Here is a 20,739-nt window from a genome sequence, read left to right on the forward strand (position 1 = left end):
GGGGCGGCTTATTCCCAGTTGCCCAGGTCGGCGCTGTAGCCTTCGCCACCGGGTTGGCCGTCCTGGCCGTAGAAAATCAGGTCGAACGCGCCGTGCTCACCGGGGAAGCGATAACCGAAGGCATGACCGAACGGGTCCTTGAGGTCCGACGGCTTGGCGTATGGCCCGGCCCAGCCGGCGCTGTTGCCGGGCTTGTCGACCAACTGTTGCAGGGTCTTGGGCGGCGAGCCGACGTCCAGCCCGTAGCTTTCGATCTTCATGCTCAGGCTGGCCAGTTGCGCCTTGCCCGCGCCGTACTTGCCCTTGTCCACATTGCCGCCGACCTGGCGTACCACGATGGTCGCGACGATGCCCAGCAGTACGATCACCACGAGCATTTCCAACAGGGTAAAACCGCCCTGGCGGCGGGCGGGTTTGAATCGGGTCTGACGCATCGGTTTGCTTCCTTGAGGATTCATATATTGCTGGTCAGGCTCATCAGCGGCAGCATGATCGCCAGCATGATCACCGCCACCAGCACCGCCATGACCACGGTCAGGGACGGCACCAGCGCGGCGAGCAGGCGGTCGATGCCGCGCTTGGCTTCGACGTCGAACACCTCGGCGACTTTGAGCAGCATGCTGTCCAGTTCACCGGCCTGTTCGCCGACTTCAATCATTTGCAGGGCCAGGTCCGGCAGCAATGGCTCGCTGCCGAAGGCGGCGGCCAGGGTGCCGCCGCCCTTGACCGCTTCGGCGGCCTGCGCGACTTGCGCTTGCAGGGCGCGGTTGGTGCAAACCTGTCTCGCGATGACCAACGCCTGCAGCAGGGCCACGCCGTTGCTGAGCAAGGTGCCCAGGGTGCGCGCCAACCGCGCGGCTTCGACCCGTTGCAACAGCGGGCCGATCACGCGAAGGCCCAGCACACGTCGATCATGGCGTTCACGCCGCTGGGGATCACGCAGCCGCGCGGCGAGGCTCCAGACGGTCACGATCAACCCGGCCAACACCGCCAGGCCATAAGCGCCGAGGAACTGGCCGAGCCCCAGGATCACTTCGGTGATCAGCGGGATCGGCACCCCCAGGTCCTTGAAGATCGGCACGAACTGCGGCACCACATACGCCAGCAACAGCGCCAGCGAGCCGAGCACGCCCACGACCAGGAACGCCGGGTAGATCAAAGCGTTGATCACTTCGCCTCGGAGCAACTGGCTGCGTTCCAGGTAGTCGCTGAGTTGGCGCAGCGTGTTTTCCAGCGCGCCGCCGGCCTCACCGGCACGCACCATGCTCTGGTACAGCGGCGAGAACTGGCTGCCCTCTTCTTCCAGAGCCTTGGACAAGGGCTGGCCCGCCTTGACCTGTTCGCGGATACGCTCGATCAACGCACGGGTCTGCGGCGGGCCGGGCTGTTTGAGCAGGATGCCGAGGGAGCGTTCCAGCGGTTGGCCGGCCCCCAGCAGGGTCGCCAGTTGCTGGGTGAAGCTGACCAGCGCCGCGCCGGTCAATTGGCCTCGCCCAAACGCCTTGCGCAGCCCTTGGGCGCCGGCCGCATCGATGTGCAGTAACAACAACCCGCGCTTGTGCAGCGCGGCGACGGCGGCGTCCTGGTCCTTGGCCTCCAGGGTGCCGTTTTGCGGCTGGCCCTGGCTGTCGAGGGCGCGGTACTTGAACAGACTCATGCGCCCTCACCACGGGTGACGCGCAGCACTTCTTCGAGCGAGGTAACGCCGGCCACCGCCTGGCGCAGGCCCTCTTCATGCAAGGTGCGCAGGCCACCGCGACGCGCGGCCTGTTCGAGGGTGGCGGCGTCGGCCTGGCGCATCAGCAGGCTACGCAGTTCGTCATTCATCACCAGCAATTCGGTGATCGCACTGCGCCCGTGATAGCCGCCGCCCGGCGCATCCGCGCGGGGGCGGTAGAGCAGGATCGGGCGCTGGTCGGTAAAGCGATCCAGGCCGTGTTCGGCGATCAATGGCGGCGGTGCTTCAAAGGCCTCTCGGGTGGCCGGGTCGAGGCGTCGCACCAGGCGCTGGGCGAGGATACCGTTGACTGTCGAGGCGATCAGGTAGCTTTCCACGCCCATGTCCAGCAGGCGCGTGATACTCGCCGCCGCGCTGTTGGTGTGCAGGGTCGAGAGCACCAGGTGCCCGGTCAAGGAAGACTGGATAGCGATGCGGCAGGTTTCCAGGTCGCGGATTTCACCGATCATGATCACGTCCGGGTCCTGGCGCACGATGGAACGCAGCGCCCCGGCAAAGTCCAGGCCGATGGCCGGCTTGACCTGGATCTGGTTGATGCCTTCGAGCTGGTATTCCACCGGGTCTTCGACGGTGATGATCTTGCGCTCGGCGGTGTTGAGGCGCGACAGCGCGGTGTACAGCGTGGTGGTCTTGCCCGAGCCGGTGGGGCCGGTGACCAGCAGGATGCCGTGGGGGCGTTCGAGCACTTCAAGGAAGGTTTCGAGGCGCCGGCCATCGAAACCCAGGCTCTGGAAATCGAACTGCACGGTTTGGCGGTCAAGCAGGCGCATCACCACCGATTCGCCAAAACTGGTCGGTACCGTGGACACGCGCAAGTCCAGCTCCTTGCCCTGGATGCGCAGCATGATGCGCCCGTCCTGGGGCAGGCGCCGCTCGGCGATGTCCAGGCGCGCCATGATCTTTACCCGTGAAATCACCGCCGCCGACGAACTGGATGGCGGCGCCTCGGCCTCGTGCAGCACGCCGTCGATGCGGTAGCGCACCTTGAGCTGGTTTTCGAAGGGTTCGATATGAATGTCCGAGGCACGATGTTCCACGGCGCGCTGCAGGATCAGGTTGACCAGGCGGATCACCGGCGCTTCGGAGGCCATGTCCTTGAGGTGTTCGATGTCTTCCAGCGCACCGCCCTGCTCGTCGAGGTTTTCGATCAGGGTGCCCATGGCCGAACGGCCCTGGCCGTAGTAACGCTCGATCAGGGTTTCGACTTCGTTGCGCGGCCCCACCGCCAGCCACACCGGCACGCCGCAGGCATAGGCCATGGCCTGGAACGGATAGACCAGCGCAGGGTTGGCCGCCAGCACGCGCAGGCCACCGTGGCTCCAGCCCACCGGCACCACTTGATAGTGGCGCATGAAACGCTCGGTCAAGGCCGGCAATGGGTCCAGCAAGGGCGGCGCGGCTTCCGCCAACAACAGCGGCGCGCCGAGCAGATCGGCCCAGGCGCGAGCCAGCTCCACTTCGGAGACCAGCCCCAGGCGCGTCAACAGGCCGAGCAATTGGCTGTCGCCAGACTCCTGGGACAAGCGCCGGGCGCGCTCCAGGTCAACGGTTTTCAAGCCGGCGTGTCGCATCAGCCACGCGCAGACCTGTTCGGTGTGCGGGATGTGCAGTTGGCAGGCATCGATGGGGGTTGAGGAGCTGGGCATGGGTGACTGTCTGAGGGGCTATGTTCTAAGGACGGTGGAAAACCCTGTGGGAGGGGGCTTGCTCCCTCCCACTTTTTGATCGCGTTTTCCCCGTTAGTTGGAGGTCTTCGGCGCGGCCTCGCTGCTGCCAGTCAACGGCCGCCCACCCTTGGTGGTTTCAGCCTTCTGTTTTTTCGCGGCCTTGGCATCCTGGGCCTGGGTCAGCACGGTGGAATCGGTGGCGCCGGACTTGGCGTCAGCGTCGGTGGCTTCAGCCGCCATGGCCGCGCTACTCAATGCAACGCCCAGCACAAAACCGGCACCCAACAGGGACATCTTCATGAACATTCTCCAGACAAAAAAACAACGGACCGCTCAAGTAGCGCCCTGAATGCGTTCAAGACCCTACACCAAAGCGTTGTGTATGACAGCTTGTATAAAACATGGCCTTTTAGAACTACCGGACGGAGCCACTATTTTGACATGCCGCCCTTTAATTTCTTAAACCAATCGACTGGTAGGTTTAGACTAAGTTCAAAATCGTAATGAAATATTTCTTATTTCGCGCAAAAATTAGCTTTCATTTGACTTACTGTCGCAATAATTGCCCTAATTATGCCGCTTTAGCGGTTCAAACTGCCATCTCGTGATATCGCCAAGACATTACCCACAAGAACAATCAATACAATTATTAAACTTTTATAACTGAAAAATCCGCCAAGTAATTGCAATTAGCCATCGGTTAAACATTGCGATCAAGGTGAACTATTGCCCACGAAAAAGTGACGCGTGACGTCGCATTTCTCAACGAAGAGTTGTCGGAGAACCCCATGAGTAAACGCAAGATGATCGGTGCACAGTCGGCATTCGCCCTGCTGGCCCTGGCCGTGTCCCACGTGCAGGCAGCCACCAGCCCTGCGCTGGATGAAGGCCGGGTGAACCGTGCGGAAAAAGCCGCGGATAACACCCTGGCGAAGATGACGATGGAAGAAAAACTCGCCTACATCGGCGGCACCGGCGGTTGGGACGTCAAGCCGCTGAGCCGGTACGGCATCCCGCAGATCCACGGCGCCGATGGCGGCGTCGGCGTGCGCTACACCAGCGAAGGCAACGACCAGGGCGTGGTGTATCCGTCGGGCCCGAACCTGGCGGCCAGTTGGAACCCGCGCCGCGCCATTGACCTGGGTCGCGCCCTGGGCTATGACACCGCCAGCGGCGGGTATCAGTTCGTCACCGGCCCCGGCATGAACCTGTACCGCATGCCGTACAGCGGCCGTGCGTTCGAGTACTTGTCCGGTGAAGACCCGTTTCTCGGCGCCAGCCTGGGGCCGGCGGTGATCAATGGCATCCAGTCGCGCGGGGTGTGGGCCAACGCCAAGCACTACGCGGCCAACGACCAGGAAAGCAACCGCTTCCACCTCGATGAAAGCATCAGCGAGCGGGTGCTGCGCGAGATGACCCTGCCATCGTTCGAGTCCGCCTCGAAGAACAGCAAAGTCGCCATGATGATGTGCGCCTTCCAGAAGGTGAATGGCGAGTTCGCCTGCGAAAACGCGCACCTGATCCACGACATCCTGAAGACCGAGTGGGGTTACCCAGGCTTCGTACAGAGCGACTACAACGCAGTGGTCAACGGCTTGCCGGCGGCGCAGGCCGGCACCGACCTGGACATGATGGGCTACCAGATGAACAGCACGGTGCTCAAGCCGTACCTGGACAGCGGCGAGCTGAGCAGCGCGACTCTCGATGACAAGGTGCGCCGCATCCTCAAGCAGATCTACCTGTACGCGTTCGACAGCAAGGCGCCGCTGACCCGCCACAACATGAACAGCGCCACCAGCAACCGCGTGGCCCTGAACGCGGCGCGCGAAGGCATTGTGCTGCTGAAGAACCAGAACAACCTGTTACCGCTGGACGCCAAGCAGGTCAAGACCATCGCGGTGGTCGGCAACCTGGCCAAGTACGCCCCACCGACCGGTTTCGGCAGCGCGAACGTGATGGCGGCCAATTACATCAGCGAGCTGAGCGGCCTGCGGCAATTGGCGCCGGGGGCCAAGGTCGAGTTTATCGACGGGTTGTCCCTGGACCCGGCCAGCTCCAGCTGGACCCATGCCGACAGCAATGGCAACCGTGTCAAAGGCTTGAAGACTGAGTTCTTCAGCAACAGCAACTGGTCCGGTGACCCGGCCGCCAGCCGCACCGACAACCATGTCGACCTGGACTGGTCCACCGATAGCCTGCCGGTGAACGGTGACACCGCCGCCACCTCGATCCGCTACAGCGGCCAAATCACCCCGACCGTCAGCGGCGAGCAGGTGTTCAAGGTACGCGCCGACGGTGCCGTGCGCCTCTACGTCAACGGCCAGAAAGTCCTCGACAACGGCGACGGCAAACCACTGCCCAACAACAGCATTCCGCCGACCATCCCGGTGTTCGCCAAGGTCAATCTGCAAGCCGGCCAACCGGTCGATATCAAGCTGGACTATTCGCGCCGCAACGGCTACCTCTCGACCATGGGCGGCCTGGTGGGCGTGCAGATGAGCTGGGCGTCGCTGGTTGCGCCACAGGACCTGGCCAAGTACGACGCCGTGCTGGTGGCCGCAGGCAACAGCAATGAGTACGAAGGTGAAGGCTTCGACCACGGATTCGACCTGCCGGAATTCCAGGGCCAATTGATCCAGAGCATCGCCAGGGTCAACCCCCACACCATCGTCACCCTGCACGGCGGCACCGGGCTGAAGATGAGCGACTGGATCGATCAGGTGCCGGCCGCGCTGCATGCGTTCTACCCAGGGCAGAACGGCGGCCAGGCGTTGGCGGAGATCCTGCTGGGCAAGGTCAACCCATCGGCCAAGTTGCCGATCAGCATTGAGCGCAACATCGAAGACAACCCGACCTACGCGACCTTCCCGACATTCGACAATCAGGAAACCCTGGCCACGATGAGCTACAAGAACGACCTGTTCCTGGGCTATCGCGGTTACGAGAAAAAAGGCATCAAACCGCTCTACCCGTTCGGCTACGGCCTGTCGTACACCACCTTCGGCTACAGCAACATCAGTGTGACCCCAGGGGTCGCGGTGGCGGGCGCGCCGATCAAGGTGTCGTTCGACCTGACCAACACCGGCAAGGTGGCGGGCGCCGAAGTCGCCGAGCTGTACGTGGGCCAGAACGCGCCGAAAGTCGAGCGCGCGCTCAAGGAACTCAAAGGCTACAAGAAGGTGTTCCTGAAACCTGGCGAGAGCAAGCGCGTGACGATCGAGCTCAACGATCGCTCACTGGCCTACTACGACGTCAAGCGCAAGCAATGGGTGGTGGACGCCGACAGCTTCACTCTGTCGGTGGGCGCCTCGTCCCAGGACATTCGCCTGAACGCCAGGCTGGTCAACCCGTTCCGCCAGGAACTCTCGACCACCACCAGCAACCCATTGCCGCGCTCGGCCCTCAATTCGACCCTGCGTGAGTCCACGGTCAAGACCGGCGGCGTACTGCATCAGGATGAAAGTGACAGCGGCACCGGTGACGGTGATGGTTACGACAGCAGCCAAGGCAGCGCTGCCGGTAACTGATGCTGGCGCGGTCTAGGGTGGGAGGGGGTTTGCTTCCGATGAGGGTGGATCAGTCACAGGTGTATCAGTTGACCCGCCGCCATCGGGGGCAAGCCCCCTCCCACATTTGAATGGTGTTCGGCTCAGGTTCTGATTGCCGCTTCGACCCGCGCAAGGTAGGTATCGAAGCGCGCCACCAGGTCCACCTGTTCCGCAAAGCGCAGCCATTGGATCTGTAGGCCATCCATCATGGCCAGGATTTCTTCCACCAGCCCGGCGATGTCGACATCGCCGCGCACCTCTCCGGCCGCGACCAGTTCGGCGAACTGACCCTGCAGGCGCTGGTGAATCGCCGCGTAGCGCACCTGGAACCAACTCCACGCCGGGTGGGTATCCAACAGACTCTCCGCATTCAAAATACTGAATGCCCGCACCACGCCCGGCGCCGTGGCATTGGAACGATTGATCGCCCGCAGGCTGCCGAGCAAACCGTTGAGGGATTTCTCTGCGCGCACTTCATCGGCAATCCGTTGATTGACCTCATCGCGCCGCTGCAACACGCCCATCAACAGCGAGATTTTGCTGGGAAAATGATGCAGCAACCCGGCCACGGAAATGCCGACTATCCCGGCCACCTGGGCCATTGAAGCGCCGCCGTAGCCCTCCAGGGAAAACACCTGCAAGGCCGCGTCCAGCAGCTCTTCGCGGCGTTTTTCACCTTTGGGCGCGCGGCGGGTCTTGGGGGGCAGATCGCTCATGAGAAAGTCCTTGATGGCTGGGTTGCACCCTATCCAAATTGACGGGGGGCCGCAAATAAAGCTCAGCCTTGCGCGATAGGGGACGCTGCCTTGCGATGCAGGCGTACGCCGCACGCCCCTATGTGCTGGCGGTGAAGTGCGCCTAGGCACTTTGCCGCTCGATCACCCGCTGATTTGGCCTGTGTACATCGGTCAGAAGTCGACCGTGGCCGACAGCAGATAGGTGCGCGGCGTCGACAAGGTCAGCCCCGGCTCGCTGTCGTCCGACGCGCCCGCCGAACTCCAGTAGCGTTTATTGGCGACGTTCTCCACATTCGCGCGCAGGGTGATGTGTTTGTCATCCACGTTGAAGGCATAGCGCGCGCCGACGTCGATGCGGTTCCAGGCATCGATTTGCTTGACGTTGGATTGGTCCAGGTACTGCGAACTGGAGTGGATGCCGCGGCTGGTCAGGGTCAGGCCTTCGAAGGTCGGCACGTCCCATTCGGCACCCAGGTTGACGTTGTACTTGGGCGTGGCCGGGGCGCGGTTGCCGTCGAAGGTGCCGTTGGTGGTGCCCTTGAGCTTGCTGTCGATATACATCACACCACCGAGCAAGCGCATGCCCTTGAGCGGTTCGCCGAACACGCTCAGCTCCGCACCGGTGTTCTGGCGCTTGCCGTTGGGGCCGAACAGCTGCGTGGTGGCGTTGGTTTCGTAAGCCGGCTGCTTGATGCGAAACACCGCGGCGGTTACGGCGAAGGCGCCGGCGTCGTACTTGGCGCCCACTTCCATCTGGCGGCTGATAAACGGCGGGAAGATCTGGTCTTCGTTTTTCGACGTGGACGGTGCGATTTTGCCCTGGCTCAACCCCTCCATGTAGTTGGCATACAGCGACAGCGCGTCGGTGGCTTTGAACAGAAGCCCGCCCGACGGCGAGACCTTTTCTTCGTCGTAGTTGGTGTCGCCCTTGATGCCATCGCTCCAGTCATCGACGGCCACGCGCTGCCAGCGCGCGCCGAGGGTGAGCAACAGGCGGTCATCGAAAAAGCCCAGGGTGTCGGACAGTGCCACGCCGCTGAATTTGTTCTCGGTGTACACCTTCGCGTCCCGGCGCGTGATCGTAGACGGCGTCGGGGTTTGCACCGGGTTGTACAGATTGCTCGTCGAATTGGTATAGCGTGCGCCGCCGTTGGTGAAGTCCATGTAGAAGTAGCTGGCCGCCAGGTTGACCTCATGGCTCACCGGCCCGGTGTGGAACCAGTTGCGCACGCCGGCGGTGGCGGTCTGCACGTTTTCATCGCGGGTGAAATCCCGGGGCTGCACGCTGAACGCGCCGGCCGCATTGGCCACCGACACGGCGTGGCGCAGGAACTCATGGTTACTTTTGCGCGCGCCGACACCGCCATAGAGCATCACCGAATCGCTGAGGTCATATTCGGCATTCACCGTGCCGAAGGTGTCCTTGGTGCGTGCCTTGCTCCAGGATTGCGCGTAATTGCGGCGCACATCGTTGGCGCTGGGTACCGGTGCGGCGGCGGCCACTTGTACACGCTCCTGCGGGGCATCGGTGTCACGCTCGGTGCGGCCGATGTCGGTGGAAAGGCGCAGGCGTTCGCCGCGAAAATCCAGGCCCAGCACGGCCATCTCGCGGTCGACACTCTGGTGGTCCCATTCGGTATCGCCGGACTGCTTCACGCCGTTGAAACGCAGGCCGAACTTATTGTCTTCGCCAAAGCGTCGGCCGACGTCCACCGCGCCGCCCGCCTGGCTGTCGGAAGCCCAGGTGCCGGTGAACGAGGTGATGTCCTTGTCGGTGGCGCGCTTGGGCACCACGTTGATGCCGCCGCCCACGCTGCCGCGCGGCGAGATGCCGTTGATCAACTGGGTGGGCCCTTTGAAGATATCGACGCGATCGGCCATTTCCATGTCGATGGTGTAGGTCGGCAGTACGCCATAGAGGCCGTTGTACGACACATCACTGTTGAACAGGCTGAAGCCCCGAATGGTGAACTGCTCATAGCGCCCACCGGCCGGGTTGGTGGCGCGCACCGACGGGTCGCTGGCGATCAGGTCACCGAGGGTACGCGCCTGCTGGTTTTTTACCGCGTCCGCCGTGTAGGTGGTCATGCTGAACGGCGTTTCCATGAAGTCCCGCGTGCCCAGCAAACCTTGCGAGCCACGGCGCGCCACTTGGCCACCGGCATAGGTATCGCCATCGTACAGGCCGGTGGTGCCGAGGATGGCGGTAGGCGCCAGTTCCAGGCTGGTGCCCTGCGGCGCCGGCACCAGTGTGTAGGCTTGCGCGCCCATGGGTTGCAGTTGCAGGCCGGAACCTTGCAGCAGGCGCGCGAAGCCCTCCTCTACGCCGTATTCGCCGGACAGACCGCTGCTGCTGCGCCCGCTGACCAGCGCCGGGTCCACCGACAGGTTGACCCCCGACAGCCCGGCAAACCGGGTCAACGCCGCGCTCAGGCTGCCGGCCGGCACCTGGTAGCTGCGCCGGGCGGCGCTGTCTTCGGCAAAACTGAAAGGGACGAACAGCGGGCTGGCGCTGAGGCTCAGCATCAGGCTCAGTTTGAGCAACGGGCGCAAGCGCAGGGGGAGGACGGCGGGCATGGGAGGAAACTCTCGATTTTATTCACTTGCCTGGAATGACAGGCGAGGTGAAAAAAAGGGACAGGCTTCGACGACTATTTTTCAACCCGCTGGGGTTTCCAGCCCGACGTTGACCCGGTCCAGCGCCAGCAGGGGCTTGAACCACTTCACGTTGGGTTTTTGGGCAAACAACGCAGTCGCACTGCTGCACCTGGGGTACACAGAAGCGACGGAGTGAGAAAACTGACCGAAAGGGGAATAAATGAAAACGGGCGCCCTGTACAGGGCGCCCGTTTGCTCAAAGCTGCGTGCGGCAGACGTCGCGAATCAGTGAGATTTTTTTGAAACCGACGCCCCGGCCTTACTCAACCCTTTGGCGTTGTGATCCCCCGGTGTGGACGCCGAGATGGCACCCGCCTTGGCCACGCCGCGCGTGTCTTTGGACTGCGCAATGCCTGAAGTCGTTGAACCATGACCGCGATCACTGCCGTAGTGGTGACCACTTTCGCCACGATCGCGAACAGCCTTGCCGGCATGATCACTGCTCAGGCCATTGCCATGCCCATTGCTATTGGAGCTGCCGTGATCCGACCCGCTGTGACTACCGCCATTACCGCCTCCGTTTCCACCACCACCACCACCACCACCACCACCACCACCACCACCACCACCACCACCACCACCACCCTTCGCATAGGCGGAGTTCATGATAGAGAGGCCGGCTGGCAGTAACGGGGCTGCCGCAAACATCATGGCGCAGGACATGACCGCAATGAGACTTTTATTCTTGAAAAGCATGATCGCTTCCGTAGAGGGAGATAGGGCACAGGTTAAGACGCACTGAACCTGTAACAGTTCAAGTCATGCGACGGACGGAGGGGCAACGCACAACGCTCATTACGCAACGCGAGGTTGCTTTTCTTACTGTCTCCAAAGGCTGACCAGTCGCCGGCACACGAGATATTCGCGCGTGCAATCACACACATAGCCCTACTCGCGCTCAGCATTTTCATCCTGTATAAAGTGGCAATTTTTAACTTCGCCGAGGAGAAAACAACATGGCATTTCTGACAGAGGCTCAGTTAAAGGAAATGGGTTTCAAGCATCTCGGCAAGAATGTAAAGATCAGCGATAAAGCCTCTCTCTACAACTGCGACAGAATTTCAATTGGCGATAACACTCGAATCGACGACTTTTGCATGATTTCGGGGACGGTAACGCTTGGGCGTAACGTTCACATTGCCGTATTCAGCAACGTCGCCGGCGGCGAGCCAGGTGTGACGATGGAAGACTTTTCTGGACTGGCTTATGGCTGCCAAGTGTTTGCTCAGTCAGATGACTATTCAGGAAAAACGCTGACCAATCCAACCGTTCCCAACGAGTACAAGGCCGAAACCAAGAGCGCCATTTATATTGGTCGGCACGTCATTATTGGCACCCACTCCATCGTACTTCCCGGTGTAAACCTGGCTGAGGGTTGCTCTGTTGGGGCTATGTCAATGGTCACAAAATCGACCGAGGAATGGGGAATCTACTTTGGGGCCCCGGCCAAGCGTATAAAAAACAGGAGCCGTCAGCTTCTTGATCTTGAAGCCAAGTATCTTGCCTCGGAAATCCAATAGTCAGGCGCTCATTTTAGTTTATTCATCATGCCCGTTAATCTCGTGGCGCCCTCTGACCGCAATGGATGCATCGAAGAATGGGTTTATGGAAGACGTTGACAGCCGTCATCACGCTATCGATCAGCGCTGACGCTATGGCGTGGTACGTAGAGAATCCGGTCGAGAGAGCGCTGTCCGCTACCACCCTGGTTCCCACTATGATCCTCGGCGGAACGACAGCGTTTACCGTTTATGGCCCATCAATGATGAAGAAAGCGAAGAGCGATGCGCTCGCATTTATAGGCTCTGATGGTGAGATCCGCGGCGCTCAGTTTGAGCAGGCGTCTCGCTACTATCGCGCCACCTACCCATCGCCATTGATGTCTGACATGCAACTGGCCCAGGCAATCGCAGCGCAGTACTGAGTGGGGGCTTTCACGCCTGCGATTGCCTGGCCGAGACTCGCTCTCGCAGTTCCACACAACGCCGGCTATACGTGGCAGCCCACAAAATGACACGATAACGCCTCGTCTTCGTCAGCAGGAATACAGGATGTTCAGTCATATCACCGTAGGGACAAACGATCTCGATAGGGCCGCTACCTTCTATGAAGCGGTACTGACTCCCCTGGGCCTTCGCCGTCGGGTTGTTAGCCCTGATGGAGGGCCACCTTCCGCATGCTGGGTTAACCCCGACCATCCCCTGCCTCGCTTCTATGTTTACTGCCCCTACAATCTTAAAAAGGCCGCCGCGGGAAATGGCAGCATGGTGGCTTTTGCCGCGCCACATCCGGAGGCAGTCGATGCGGCCTATACCGCTGGCCTTCGCGCTGGAGGTATTGATGAGGGCAAGCCAGGACCGCGCCAACATTATGGAAGCGGATATTATGGCGCCTACCTGCGTGACCCAGATGGCAATAAAGTGCACATCGTGCATCGTGGCGATGTGCAGTTGCCCGTGTAGGCAACGCTCCAACGGGGGTTGTTTGAGGCACACCGATCACGGGCTGTTCTTTGCCTGCGGCCAGGGTTATAACGTGTTGGGCAAGTACCTTTATATCAACGCTTCAATCATGCTGAGGCAGGATTAAACTGCCCCAGCATAAATGACTATTTGATCACAACCGGATTAACCGGCGACCCGGTCGCGCGGTGCACTTTGAGCGGTGCAGCCACATAAAGAAAAGTGTACTGCCCATCTTTAGCGCAACTTTCAGCCAGCGTCTCCAAGTTACAGATTTCCGTAAAGGCGATACCGAGATTACGCATCAAAGCGCAGTGCAGAGGCAGCGCCACGCCTGATACGGGGTCTATCGTCACTTCATTGGCGATGGTATCGGTGACAAGGTTTGGAATTTCCTTATCATAAAACCATTGAACAAGTTCCTGCGAATACGTAAGGCCTGGTTCGCAGAAACCGTCATAAAACGCTTCGCCCTGCTCATAGAACGCTTGAAGAAAGTTGGTTCTGATAATCAGGATATCGTGAGGCTCGATTGAATGGCCCTGAGCCTCTGCGCACGCCTCAAGATCCCTATGAGTGAACGTCTCACCTTTATCCAGCATGCGCTTACCGCGATGCCGTGCCATATCCAGTAATACTCCGCGCCCGACGACTCCTCGTTCGCCGATAGGTGCGACACTGGCCTTGTCGAGGCCGCCCACTGTTGTTCGCGCGTCGTACCCGTTCCATATTTTTCCGCCGTACCAAAGGTGGCCAAGCGCATCATATTGCGTGGATCCTTGCAGGAACGCGTCGATCTTGTCATCCGCGTAGTGCAAGCCGCCCGGATAACAAGGGCCATGATCATTGTCCCAACTCGACTCATCAAGAACCATCGTACGTTCTGCCGGGGTACGGCCTGGCCACACTGGATCGCCAGCAGGATCGCCGATCATCCGTTGTAAGGTAAATACGCTTCCGGTCTTAATGTGCGCAACCCCGCGCATGACTTCCTGCGCAGTCAGGTAATTCAGAGAGCCAACTTCATCTTCCGCGCCCCATCTGCCCCAATTAGAAGGAGCATCGCCCAATAGTTCTTCCATAGTAGGAACTGAAGTCGTCATAGTTTTTCCTTTTTAGTTGCAGTGGTTATTAAGCGCACACCCGTGCGCCTTGCTTCCCTATCAATCAGAGCACACAAAAACCCAATAAAGCGCTCGCTTAATGACGACACGTTTTTAAATGGATGTTCATGTCAGTGAGCGGCTACGCCTATCATTCAACTATAGGTTCTTCTAATCCCCGCTTAACAGCCGTGGCCGACTCAGCATCTTTAACAGGCGCAGCCTTCAGGTCCTTGGTAAATATCCCATCCACCTCTCCCTTGAAGAAATTTTTGCCATAGATCAGCAAGCACAACACAACGCCAATCCCGAATGCCCAGCTCGCGCCTTTGATCGCCAGTACCGCGCCGATCACGCCGGCGATACCCAGGTCGCGCTGGCTTTTGGCTTCAAGAATGCCCAGGCGCACGCTCACGTAACCCTGGATCAGTAACGTCAGCGACAGGGCAACGCCGAGAATCGGCTGTACCAATGTCACGACCGGCAACAGCAGCAGACCGCTGTTGGTGCCCCAGCGGAACGACCCGACGCCGCCGATGATTGACTGCATCGCTTTCGGCCCACCTTTGAAACGCTCGATTACCACCACCAGCATCGCCGCCCATTTCGGGCCGCACATGGCGACGTCCGGGCCGAAGATGCTCATGAACGCGTTACGCGCACCGAAGATCAGGTGGGCGCGGTCGGCGTTGTAGTCGACGACTTCGTCAGTGCGGACGGTTTCTGCTTCGTCGAGAAGCGACTTCGCGCTGAGGACGTCACCGAAAACGATGATGTACGCCGCAAGCATGGTCGGCAGCGCGCAGATGAACATCGACAGTGGCGGCATGCCCAGGCCGAATACCGTGTAGTTGTTCCATAGGCCGGCGAAATCCGGTTGGCTGATGCCCCACTGGAGGGTTGGCCATGGCGCTTCCCCGAACAACGGGGCAAGCACTACGGCCAACAGCACGATCGGCAAGATGCCGAGCTTGGCGAAGTTCCACCAGAAACGGTTGCGTTGCTTGAGCTCATTGAAGTGCTGGGAAAAGATCAAATAGAAGGCGATGCCGACCGCAATGGAAATGGTCCAGGGCAGCACATTGAACTTACCGCCGACCTGGAACACCGCGATCACTGCACTCAAGCCGGCGCCGACGATAATCCCGGACTTGATCGCCGAGGGCACGTATTCCACCACCTTTTTCGCCATTCCGGTCGCGCCCAGGGCGATTGAAAAAATCCCCAGCATCAACTGAAAGGCAATCAACGCGTGGACACGCTCCGGGCCCATTGGAAACTGCGCACAGTACGCCATCAACAACGGCACTGCCGGGGTGATCCAGCCCGGCACGGTCGGGTCGCCGAGCAGATGGTGTGCGAGATACAGCAGGCCGTTGAGCATCACGACGGCAAGCGCGACCTCGAAGGGCATGCCGAGCAGTTCGGTCATCAGCGGAATCGCAGCCAGGTCCACGGCGCACATCAGCAAGCCCTGGAGATAATCTGGAAGCTCGATCTTGTAGTGGATAAACGGCAGCCGGACCTTGAAAGGGCCCAGCGGGATGTACGGGCTTTCGCTCCGTTGCGCAGGAGTGTCAGACATTCGGTTCACCTGTTTTATTGGTTTTGTAATGGCGGGCGCACGCTCCGGCGGCACCGGAATCGTGGCTTTTTCGGATCAATACGCAGCGCGGTAGATCTTCTCGATATCGGCGGCGCTGAGCTTGCGCGGGTTGTTGCGCATCAGGCGGTCGATCTTGCTGGCCTCTTGCGCCATCGCCGGGATGGCATCCTCGGGCACGTTGAAAGTGCGCAGGCCGGACGGGATGTCAACGGCGGCACATAGATCAGCCATGGCTTTGACAGCCTGGTCTGCCGCCTCGTTGTCGTTCAGGTTCGCCACGCGCACGCCCATGGCTTCGGCGATGTCGCGAAAACGCTCGACGCAGGCGGTCTTGTTCCACTCCATCACGTACGGCAGCAGCAAGGCGTTACTGACACCATGGGCAATGTTGAATCTCCCGCCCAGCGGGTATGCCAGCGCATGCACCGCCCCTACCCCGGCATTGCCGAACGCCATGCCGGCCATCAGGCTGGCGGTGGCCATGTCTTCCCGAGCCCGCAGGTTGGTTGGATTGGCATAAGCCTTCGGCAGCGCCTTGGTGATCAGCTTGATCGCGCCCAGGGCGATGGCATCGGTGATGGGCGAAGCGTTCACCGAAATATACGACTCGACCGCATGCACCAGCGCATCGACACCACTGGCCGCCGTCACACCGCGGGGACAGGTCAATGTCATCGCCGGACTGACCAAGGCCACGTCGGGCAGCAGGTAGTCGCTGACGATGCCTTTCTTCAACTGCGCTTGCTTGTCGGAAAAAATGGCGACGTTGGTCACTTCCGAGCCTGTCCCGGCGGTCGTCGGGATGGCAATCAACACAGGGCCTTTGCGTTTCACCAGGTCGACACCGAACAGTTCGCTCAGCGGACCTGCATGCCCGGCATACGCCGCGACGCCCTTGGCGATATCGATGGCACTGCCGCCACCCACCGCAATCAATCCGTCGTGGCCACCCTCGCGATAAGCGCGGGTGCACGCCTCGACGATGGCCACTTCAGGTTCCGGTTCGACCTGATCGAAAATGCCGTAACGGCGATCGCCGAGTTGCGCCAGGGCCAGGCCAACGGTGCCGGAGTTCACTAGGATGACGTCTGTGACGATCAGCGGATTCTTGACCTCAAGGCGCGTCAGTTCCGCGCAAAGCTGTTCGACAGCACCAGGTCCGGTAATCAATTTATTAGCGATTTTGAAAGCAGAGATATTCATCGGGCTCGTCCAGTTGATGTTGTTTTATTGGAAGACGTGCCACAGGAGATAGCGAAAGGCGTGCCAATACCCGCAAAGCCCCTGCGGCATGGGGCTCTGCGCGACTCGCACGAAAACAGGAGGGCTTTTTTGGGTCAGTGCCGATTAGTTTTCTGATCGATTTATCCGGAGCCGATCAGAATCCTAATCAGACTGTTCCCAGCGTTTCATTTTCTGCACCACGGTAGCTTGGCTCACCCCCAGTGCCTTGGCCGCAAGGCGCGTGGTCTTGTGCGCAAGCAACGCGGCACGAATCGCACTGCGCTCGGCATTTTCCAACACCTTGCGCAGCGGCAAGCCTGCGTCCGAGGTGCTGGGTGGATTGAGGTCGAGGATCTCTTCCGGCATATCGAGCGGCTCGACAGTCCCGGTCTGATTGGTCACCACCAACCGCTCGACAAGGTTGATCAACTCGCGGATGTTGCCGGGCCAGTCGTAGTCGCACATCAAGTCTAGGGCCTCGAGACTCCATTGGACTTGGCGTTCGTAACGAGCATTGAACCGGTCGAGGTAGTAATGCAGCAGCGGCGCGATTTCCTCCCGACGTTCACGCAGTGCCGGAATGTGGATCGGCACCACGTTGAGCCGGTAATACAAGTCCGCCCGAAAACGCCCCTGCGCCACCTGCTGTTTGAGGTCATGGTGGGTGGCGCTGATGATGCGTACATCGACCTCCTTCAGCTCCAGGCCCCCAACAGGAATGAAGCGGTTCTCTTCGATCACCTTGAGCAACTTGACCTGCACCGGCAATGGCAAATCACCTATCTCGTCTAGAAACAATGTGCCGTGATGCGCCAGCTCCAGTAGGCCACGCTTGCCTTTTGGACCTGCGCCGGTGAACGCTCCGGGAGCGTAGCCAAACAGCTCGGCTTCGATCAGGTTCTCGGGCAGCGCACCGCAGTTGAGCGCGAGAAAGGGTTCGCTGGCACGCGGGCTGGCGTTGTGAATGAATTGCGCAACGAGGGTCTTGCCGACGCCGGTTTCACCTTGGAGCAACACCTTGACCGAGCTGCTGGCAACCTGGCGGGCCAGCGAGAGAACGCGACCGGACATTTCCTGATTGGCCATCAGGGGAGAAAGCAGGAGGTTGTCTCGTTGGCCGGCATGAAGTTTGGCGGTGCTGTTGCGCAGTTGTTTAAGCTGTTGCAGTTCATCACGCTCATGCTTCATGCGCAGCAGTTCCGTCATGTCGCGCACGGTACTGACCACGTATGAAATCCGCCTTCCAGCGTCAAGAATCGGCGTGGCGCTAACGAGCAATTTCTTGCCCTGGCTCAGGCTCTGCATGACCGACACCGGCCGCCCGCCCTGCAATACCCGCAAGGTGGCCGATTGCGAGATGACACCCTCCTTCACCAGCTCCTGCATGGATCGGCCGACGAGATCCGCACCGCTGAGCCCGGTCAGACGTTCATAGGCTTGATTGACCTTCAGCGTCTTGCCGTCGCCATCCGTAATGTAGACGCCGTCATGTAAAGCGTTGAGCAGTTCTTCGAAACTGGTGTCGTTGAGATTCACCGGGGTCCGTTCCTTCGAGTGGGCGCTGCTTTCAGAAGAGTTTTTTGGGTGGGCCCGCTATTCGCTAACCTCTGGAGAGGCGTACGCTCACCGTGCACAGCTAGCTTTCAGTTTGACAGCAAGTAGCTAAGTAGACAGTGGACGAATGCGGTGCCAAATTCGGAGCCAACTACACTTACACGCAGCGCTACCAAGATCCAAGATATCCGTGGGTGTAATTGTGGGGGTATTTTTCAAGCATGAAAAAGCCCAACCGTTACCGATTGGGCTAAGTCATTGAATAATATGGTCGGGACGGAGTGATTCGAACACTCGACCCCTAGCACCCCATGGGTTTAAGAGCGGTTCGTCGGGCAACCTGGCGACACGTAAAAACGCGGACTAGTCTATATAAAACATAGGCTTAGGTGATTTTTTGATGTGCAGTGAAGAAGATCAACTTGCGCATCGCACACCTCCGATCGACAGACACAGATGCGAACTGAACGGCCACAGAAGGTGGGCGAAAAGCACATCTGCCATCAGCGTTTATACGACGGTGCTGCCAGGGGTTCCAGCGAACCAACATTGAGTTACAAAATTGGTGACGGGCGCTACAAATTCAGTGTGAGATCGCTCACACCTTCAACGTCAACCCGCCCCCAGCACCCGCGTCAAGGGTTACGCAATAGCCATGTACGTCTTCTACCTTGGCCTGATTGGGTAATTTCAGCCAATCAATGACTTCCTTGTCGAGGCCCCTTATGTCGCTTACTCACACCGCCTGCGTCTTCCTGTATTTCCTGTTGCTCGGCACTGTCTGGCCCAGCCACGCCAGAGACCTGGCCGAGGGACTTACGGAACAGTCACCTTCCGTGGCACTTGAAAATAAGAACCAACGGTACCCGCAATGGACCGGCATCGGCTCACTGAAAAACGCCTTAGGCCAGACCTGCAATGCCGTTCTGCTCGACACGCTCAATCGCCAGGGTAAGGCCGTCGGCCCGGCTTATGTGCTGACCGCCGGGCATTGTGTGTTCTACAGCTACGGTACGGCGCGCGTGCGCCAGGCATTCACCGCCGAGGTGACCTTCAATTACTTTCATGACACGCCCGAACAGCGCGCCACTTACGCCGTCAAGACAGCACATTGGAGCAGCATGGCGGGCACTGACCTGGCCGTGCTCGAACTGGATACATCTCTGGGCGTGCTGGTGGCCGGTGCGATCATGCCACTCAAGCTGGCCTCCCAGCGGCAGACGTCGAATCGAGAAGTGATCAACGTGGGAGCGCCGACCGGTTTTCTGAAAAAGGGCCTGCGCATGAGCGCCTGCGTGGAGTCGACCCTCAACAGTTTTGCCGAGCATCCTGGCGTGTTCCCCAGCGCCTTGCGCAACCGCTGCAACGGTCTGCGCCCAGGCAGCTCCGGCAGTCCGATGCTGGACCGGAACACCAATGAAATCACCAGCATCATCAGCAAGGTCGCGTCTGCCATTCAGAAAGACATTCTCAACAGTTGCCAGAACAACTCTGCATGCGAAGCCGCGAAATTCAACTACAGCTATCCCGCCAACGACTTGTACTACTGCTTTGTAGACGGTGTTTTCCGTAACGACACCCCGACCTGCCAGCTCAAGGCGGTTGACATCACGCTGGACGAGCCGTGGAACCTGAAACCCTATGTGCATTTACAACGTGACGACGCCGACCAGGTTACCCGTCCGACCTGGAACCTGAGGTTTTCGATCCAGGAACCGTTCTACCGATTCAAGGCCGTGAATGACGTCAGTGAGTGCGCACGCACGCAGGGCTACCAAGTGGCTGCCGCCTCTGACGAGGCCTATATCAACCAGCCCATTGGACCAGTGCTGGGGCCGCATGTGCTATGCATACTCGGGGTGCAAAAGGCCGAGCAGCCGCTGACCGAAGCGCTGCTGCGCAATGTGTTCACCCATTCGGTGTTCCTGACCAACCCGGCACCTGCACCACAGCTCAAGCACCGCTATCACATCGCCTGGGAAACCCAGCACAACGGTTTTAGCCAGCATTACTACTACAGCGTGAACGCGTCGATCAGCACCACCTGTGGCGATATTGACGACGATCGCTACGCCCTGGCCATGGACGGCATTTTCCTTGATATAGCAGAGCTGCCAATCGCGCTATGCAGCTATGCACGCAACAACGCTGGGCAACCGTCGGCCATTCGCACAGACGTGATCACAGGCGCAACGGTTCGCTCGCAGCGTCAGGCCAGGTGAGGCAGCGAGATGTTTTAAGCAAATGTTGATGACTCAAGTCAGCGCAATCGAGGGCAATGCCCGAAAGGCACGACTTGAGCGGGATCACTTGGGCTCTCCCCCGCCGAACCACAGCGGGGGCGACCCGGTTACCATTGGCCAGAGAGCCAACAGGTTGCCGCTTCAATCATGCTGAAGTGGTACCACGGCTGAGAATCCTGGCAACTGGTGGCGAACGACG

At 59.9% G+C, this 20,739-nt stretch carries 16 protein-coding genes; 5 read left to right on the plus strand and 11 right to left on the minus strand.

What is annotated here, in order from left to right; all coding sequences use genetic code 11:
- Positions 1-8: 8 nt before the first annotated feature.
- The 4 genes from gspG to KSS96_RS18965 all read right to left on the minus strand — a co-directional run bounded on the left by gspG (position 9) and on the right by KSS96_RS18965 (position 3,705).
- Entirely contained in the window at positions 9-434 is a 426-nt protein-coding gene (gene gspG / locus KSS96_RS18950) for a type II secretion system major pseudopilin GspG (RefSeq protein ID WP_217855208.1), read from the minus strand.
- A 20-nt stretch (positions 435-454) separates the two neighbouring features.
- On the minus strand, positions 455-1,657 hold the full coding sequence (gspF, locus tag KSS96_RS18955; protein ID WP_017528229.1) for a type II secretion system inner membrane protein GspF: 1,203 nt from the start codon (positions 1,655-1,657) through the stop codon (positions 455-457).
- Positions 1,654-3,384: a type II secretion system ATPase GspE gene (gspE, locus tag KSS96_RS18960; RefSeq protein ID WP_017528228.1), complete on the minus strand. Its 1,731-nt coding sequence runs from the start codon at positions 3,382-3,384 to the stop codon at positions 1,654-1,656. The genes gspF and gspE overlap by 4 nt, the downstream gene beginning before the upstream one ends.
- A gap of 93 nt (positions 3,385-3,477) precedes the next feature.
- Entirely contained in the window at positions 3,478-3,705 is a 228-nt protein-coding gene (locus KSS96_RS18965; protein WP_017528227.1) for a hypothetical protein, read from the minus strand.
- A gap of 488 nt (positions 3,706-4,193) precedes the next feature.
- On the opposite strand from KSS96_RS18965, the gene KSS96_RS18970 reads away from it, so the two are divergent.
- Complete coding sequence (locus tag KSS96_RS18970; RefSeq protein ID WP_135196119.1) at positions 4,194-6,932, plus strand: beta-glucosidase; 2,739 nt, start codon at positions 4,194-4,196, stop codon at positions 6,930-6,932.
- Positions 6,933-7,054: 122 nt separating this feature from the next.
- Here KSS96_RS18970 and KSS96_RS18975 read toward each other — a convergent pair whose 3' ends face one another.
- The 3 genes from KSS96_RS18975 to KSS96_RS18985 form a co-directional block, all read right to left on the minus strand.
- Positions 7,055-7,669: a TetR/AcrR family transcriptional regulator gene (locus tag KSS96_RS18975; protein WP_065877620.1), complete on the minus strand. Its 615-nt coding sequence runs from the start codon at positions 7,667-7,669 to the stop codon at positions 7,055-7,057.
- A gap of 192 nt (positions 7,670-7,861) precedes the next feature.
- Entirely contained in the window at positions 7,862-10,267 is a 2,406-nt protein-coding gene (locus KSS96_RS18980) for a TonB-dependent receptor (protein ID WP_135196120.1), read from the minus strand.
- Between the two features lie 306 nt (positions 10,268-10,573).
- On the minus strand, positions 10,574-11,044 hold the full coding sequence (locus KSS96_RS18985; protein ID WP_217855210.1) for a hypothetical protein: 471 nt from the start codon (positions 11,042-11,044) through the stop codon (positions 10,574-10,576).
- A 260-nt stretch (positions 11,045-11,304) separates the two neighbouring features.
- On the opposite strand from KSS96_RS18985, the gene KSS96_RS18990 reads away from it, so the two are divergent.
- The 3 genes from KSS96_RS18990 (at position 11,305) to KSS96_RS19000 (ending at position 12,810) form a co-directional block, all read left to right on the plus strand.
- Positions 11,305-11,868: an acyltransferase gene (locus tag KSS96_RS18990; protein ID WP_065877622.1), complete on the plus strand. Its 564-nt coding sequence runs from the start codon at positions 11,305-11,307 to the stop codon at positions 11,866-11,868.
- A 77-nt stretch (positions 11,869-11,945) separates the two neighbouring features.
- Entirely contained in the window at positions 11,946-12,272 is a 327-nt protein-coding gene (locus tag KSS96_RS18995) for a DUF2388 domain-containing protein (RefSeq protein WP_065877624.1), read from the plus strand.
- A gap of 127 nt (positions 12,273-12,399) precedes the next feature.
- On the plus strand, positions 12,400-12,810 hold the full coding sequence (locus tag KSS96_RS19000) for a VOC family protein (protein WP_083221595.1): 411 nt from the start codon (positions 12,400-12,402) through the stop codon (positions 12,808-12,810).
- A 146-nt stretch (positions 12,811-12,956) separates the two neighbouring features.
- On the opposite strand, the gene KSS96_RS19005 is transcribed toward KSS96_RS19000, so the two are convergent.
- The 4 genes from KSS96_RS19005 to KSS96_RS19020 all read right to left on the minus strand — a co-directional run bounded on the left by KSS96_RS19005 (position 12,957) and on the right by KSS96_RS19020 (position 18,279).
- Positions 12,957-13,913 carry a cyclase family protein gene (locus KSS96_RS19005; RefSeq protein WP_020379909.1) on the minus strand — a complete coding sequence of 319 codons (957 nt, stop codon included), beginning with the start codon at positions 13,911-13,913 and terminating at the stop codon, positions 12,957-12,959.
- Positions 13,914-14,064: 151 nt separating this feature from the next.
- Entirely contained in the window at positions 14,065-15,498 is a 1,434-nt protein-coding gene (locus KSS96_RS19010; RefSeq protein WP_017528216.1) for a hypothetical protein, read from the minus strand.
- 75 nt (positions 15,499-15,573) lie between these two features.
- Positions 15,574-16,722 carry an iron-containing alcohol dehydrogenase gene (locus tag KSS96_RS19015; RefSeq protein ID WP_017528215.1) on the minus strand — a complete coding sequence of 383 codons (1,149 nt, stop codon included), beginning with the start codon at positions 16,720-16,722 and terminating at the stop codon, positions 15,574-15,576.
- Positions 16,723-16,905: 183 nt separating this feature from the next.
- Positions 16,906-18,279 carry a sigma-54 interaction domain-containing protein gene (locus tag KSS96_RS19020; RefSeq protein ID WP_017528214.1) on the minus strand — a complete coding sequence of 458 codons (1,374 nt, stop codon included), beginning with the start codon at positions 18,277-18,279 and terminating at the stop codon, positions 16,906-16,908.
- Between the two features lie 743 nt (positions 18,280-19,022).
- Between KSS96_RS19020 and KSS96_RS19025 the strand changes: the two genes are divergently transcribed.
- A complete protein-coding gene (locus KSS96_RS19025; protein ID WP_068933790.1) occupies positions 19,023-20,519 on the plus strand; it encodes a trypsin-like serine peptidase in 1,497 nt (498 codons plus the stop codon).
- The last annotated feature ends 220 nt before the right edge of the window (positions 20,520-20,739 follow it).

This window comes from Pseudomonas asgharzadehiana, from assembly GCF_019139815.1.
Taxonomy (GTDB): domain Bacteria; phylum Pseudomonadota; class Gammaproteobacteria; order Pseudomonadales; family Pseudomonadaceae; genus Aquipseudomonas; species Aquipseudomonas asgharzadehiana.

What these genes read in the sequence shown, in the direction of transcription:
- gspG (WP_217855208.1), bottom strand. Translation starts at nt 434, where the DNA reads ATGCGTCAGACCCGATTCAAACCCGCCCGCCGCCAGGGCGGTTTTACC.
- gspF (WP_017528229.1), bottom strand. Translation starts at nt 1,657, where the DNA reads ATGAGTCTGTTCAAGTACCGCGCCCTCGACAGCCAGGGCCAGCCGCAA.
- gspE (WP_017528228.1), bottom strand. Translation starts at nt 3,384, where the DNA reads ATGCCCAGCTCCTCAACCCCCATCGATGCCTGCCAACTGCACATCCCG.
- KSS96_RS18965 (WP_017528227.1), bottom strand. Translation starts at nt 3,705, where the DNA reads ATGAAGATGTCCCTGTTGGGTGCCGGTTTTGTGCTGGGCGTTGCATTG.
- KSS96_RS18970 (WP_135196119.1), top strand. Translation starts at nt 4,194, where the DNA reads ATGAGTAAACGCAAGATGATCGGTGCACAGTCGGCATTCGCCCTGCTG.
- KSS96_RS18975 (WP_065877620.1), bottom strand. Translation starts at nt 7,669, where the DNA reads ATGAGCGATCTGCCCCCCAAGACCCGCCGCGCGCCCAAAGGTGAAAAA.
- KSS96_RS18980 (WP_135196120.1), bottom strand. Translation starts at nt 10,267, where the DNA reads ATGCCCGCCGTCCTCCCCCTGCGCTTGCGCCCGTTGCTCAAACTGAGC.
- KSS96_RS18985 (WP_217855210.1), bottom strand. Translation starts at nt 11,044, where the DNA reads ATGCTTTTCAAGAATAAAAGTCTCATTGCGGTCATGTCCTGCGCCATG.
- KSS96_RS18990 (WP_065877622.1), top strand. Translation starts at nt 11,305, where the DNA reads ATGGCATTTCTGACAGAGGCTCAGTTAAAGGAAATGGGTTTCAAGCAT.
- KSS96_RS18995 (WP_065877624.1), top strand. Translation starts at nt 11,946, where the DNA reads ATGGGTTTATGGAAGACGTTGACAGCCGTCATCACGCTATCGATCAGC.
- KSS96_RS19000 (WP_083221595.1), top strand. Translation starts at nt 12,400, where the DNA reads ATGTTCAGTCATATCACCGTAGGGACAAACGATCTCGATAGGGCCGCT.
- KSS96_RS19005 (WP_020379909.1), bottom strand. Translation starts at nt 13,913, where the DNA reads ATGACGACTTCAGTTCCTACTATGGAAGAACTATTGGGCGATGCTCCT.
- KSS96_RS19010 (WP_017528216.1), bottom strand. Translation starts at nt 15,498, where the DNA reads ATGTCTGACACTCCTGCGCAACGGAGCGAAAGCCCGTACATCCCGCTG.
- KSS96_RS19015 (WP_017528215.1), bottom strand. Translation starts at nt 16,722, where the DNA reads ATGAATATCTCTGCTTTCAAAATCGCTAATAAATTGATTACCGGACCT.
- KSS96_RS19025 (WP_068933790.1), top strand. Translation starts at nt 19,023, where the DNA reads ATGTCGCTTACTCACACCGCCTGCGTCTTCCTGTATTTCCTGTTGCTC.